This window comes from Kitasatospora arboriphila, assembly GCF_039528095.1.
GTDB lineage: Bacteria > Actinomycetota > Actinomycetes > Streptomycetales > Streptomycetaceae > Kitasatospora > Kitasatospora arboriphila.
Window position 1 is genome coordinate 68,016 of record NZ_BAAALD010000039.1, and the last position, 2,688, is coordinate 70,703.

The window sequence follows — 2,688 nt, forward strand, 5'->3', positions numbered from 1 at the left end:
CCGCCCCCGCCGCTCTTGCTGTCGTGGCCGTGCCGTGGTGGCCGTGCCGTCCGGTCGCCGGTCAGTTGCCGATCAGTCGCCGATCAGGGCGTCCACGAAGGCGGCCGGCTCGAAGGGGGCGAGGTCGTCGGCGCCCTCGCCGAGGCCGACCAGCTTGACCGGCACGCCGAGTTCGCGCTGGACGGAGACGACGATGCCGCCCTTGGCGGTGCCGTCGAGCTTGGTCAGCACGATGCCGGTGATGTCGACGACCTCGGCGAAGACCCGGGCCTGGACGAGGCCGTTCTGGCCGGTGGTGGCGTCCAGGACGAGCAGCACCTCGTCGACCGGGCCGTGCTTCTCGACGACGCGCTTGACCTTGCCGAGCTCGTCCATCAGGCCGGTCTTGGTGTGCAGCCGGCCCGCGGTGTCGATCAGGACGGTGTCGACGCCCTCGGCGATGCCCTCCTTGACGGCGTCGAACGCGACCGAGGCCGGGTCGCCGCCCTCGGGCCCGCGGACGGTGTGCGCGCCGACCCGCTCGCCCCAGGTCTGGAGCTGGTCGGCGGCGGCGGCGCGGAAGGTGTCGGCCGCGCCGAGCACCACCCGTCGGCCGTCGGCGACCAGCACGCGGGCGAGCTTGCCGGTGGTGGTGGTCTTGCCGACGCCGTTGACGCCGACGACCAGGACGACCGCCGGGCCCTCCTCGTGCTTGGTGGAGCGGACGGTGCGGTCGGCGTCCGGCCCGATCAGCGCGACGAGCTCCTCGTGCAGCAGGCCGCGCAGCTCCGCGGGGGAGCGGGTGCCGAGCACCTTGACCCGGGTGCGGAGGCTGTCGACGAGCTCCTGGGTGGCCGCGACGCCGATGTCCGCGGTGAGCAGGGTCTCCTCGATCTCCTCCCAGGTGTCCTCGTCGAGGCGGTCCCGGGAGAGCAGGGTGAGCAGGCCCTTGCCGAGCGCGTTCTGCGAGCGGGAGAGCCGGGAGCGCAGCCGGACGAGCCGGCCCGCGGTGGGTTCGGGTACCTCGACCGCCGGCGGGGCCGCGGCCTCCGCCGGTGCCTCCACCGGGACCTCGGGGGCCTCGGGGGCCGTCGTGGCCTCGGGGAGCTGCACCTCCTCGATGGTCTGGACGGGTGCCTCGCTGGGCGGGGCGGACTCCTCGCCGACCTGCGGCTCGCGCGGCGGCGTGATGACGGGTGCCTCGGGCTTGGGAGGCACCGGCTTGCGTCGTCTGCCGTTGACGACGAGGCCAGCGATCGCGCCGACGGCGACCACGGCGATGACTACGGCAAGGATCACGTATTCCATAACCCCCCCAGTATCGGCGACGCCCCCGCGCCGCCGGGAGTAGCCGGGCGGCGTGGCTCGCTCACCGTCCGTGGGCCCGCCGGGCGCGGGCTCAGCCGGCCGGGGCCGGGGTGCGCCTCTCCTCGTGCTCTCCCCCGTCGTGCTCTCCCCCGGCCTGGCGGCCGGGAGGTGCCCCCACGCGCAGCCGCTGGCTGATCACCTGGGAGATGCCGTCGCCCTTCATGGTGACGCCGTAGAGGGCGTCGGCGGCCTCCATGGTGAGCTTCTGGTGGGTGATGACGAGCAGCTGGGAGCTCTCCCGGAGCTCCTCCATGATCGCGATCAGCCGGCGCAGGTTGGTCTCGTCGAGCGCCGCCTCCACCTCGTCCATCACGTAGAAGGGGCTGGGGCGGGCCTTGAAGATGGAGACCAGCAGGGCGACGGCGGTCAGCGAGCGCTCGCCGCCGGAGAGCAGCGACAGCCGCTTGACCTTCTTGCCGGGCGGCCGGGCCTCCACCTCGACGCCGGTGGTCAGCATGGACTCGGGGTCGGTGAGCACCAGCCGGCCCTCGCCGCCGGGGAACAGCCGGGAGAAGACGCCCTCGAACTGGGCGGCGGTGTCCTGGAAGGCGGCGCTGAACAGCTGCTCGACCCGGGCGTCGACGTCCCGGACGATGTCCATCAGGTCGCGCCGGCTCTTCTTGAGGTCGTCGAGCTGCTCGCCGAGGAAGCGGTGCCGTTCCTCCAGTGCGGCGAACTCCTCCAGAGCCAGCGGGTTGACCTTGCCGAGCTGCTGGTAGGCGCGTTCGGCGGCCTTGAGCCGCTTCTCCTGCTCGGCCCGGTCGTACGGGCGGGGCTCGCCGGGCTCGGCGCCGTCCTCCGGGACGGGCGGCGGGACGGGCTGGTCGGGGCCGTAGCCGTCGATCAGCTCCTGGCCGCCGATGCCGAACTCCTCCAGCGCGCGGGACTCCAACTGCTCGATGCGCAGCCGCTTCTCGGCGCGCAGCACCTCGTCCCGGTGGCCCGCGTCGACGAGCCGGTCGAGTTCGGCCTTGAGTTCGCGGCCGTGCTCGCGGGCGGTGCGCAGCTCGGCCTCCCGCCCGGTGCGGTCCTGCTCGACGGCGGTGCGTTCGGCGTCGGCGGCGGTCAGCGAGGACCCGACGGCGGCGAGCAGCACCCGGGCGCCGTCGGCGACCGCGGTGGCGACCGCGGCCTCGTGCCGGGCGCGGGCGCGGCGGCGGGCGGCCCGGGCGCGGGCCTCGGGTTCGGCGGCGGCGGCACGGTCGAGCTGGTCGGCGCGGCCGGCCAGGGAGCGGACCCGTTCCTCGTGGGTGCGGACGGCGAGCCTGGCCTCCATCTCGGTGGCGCGGGCGGTGGTTCCGGCGGCGGCCAGGCGGTCGCGTTCGGCGGTGTCGGGCTCGT

2 protein-coding genes are annotated in these 2,688 nt (G+C 74.7%); both read right to left on the reverse strand.

Translation table 11 applies throughout. From position 1 onward, the window contains the following. Positions 1-72 precede the first annotated feature (72 nt). The gene (ftsY, locus tag ABD353_RS20735) at positions 73-1,287 is read right to left on the reverse strand and encodes a signal recognition particle-docking protein FtsY (protein ID WP_344625142.1); all 1,215 of its coding nucleotides are present in this window, start codon (positions 1,285-1,287) and stop codon (positions 73-75) included. Positions 1,288-1,378: 91 nt separating this feature from the next. Continuing rightward, positions 1,379-2,688, reverse strand: a 1,310-nt coding sequence (locus ABD353_RS20740) for an AAA family ATPase (RefSeq protein ID WP_344625143.1), incomplete at its 5' end; no start/stop codon positions are given.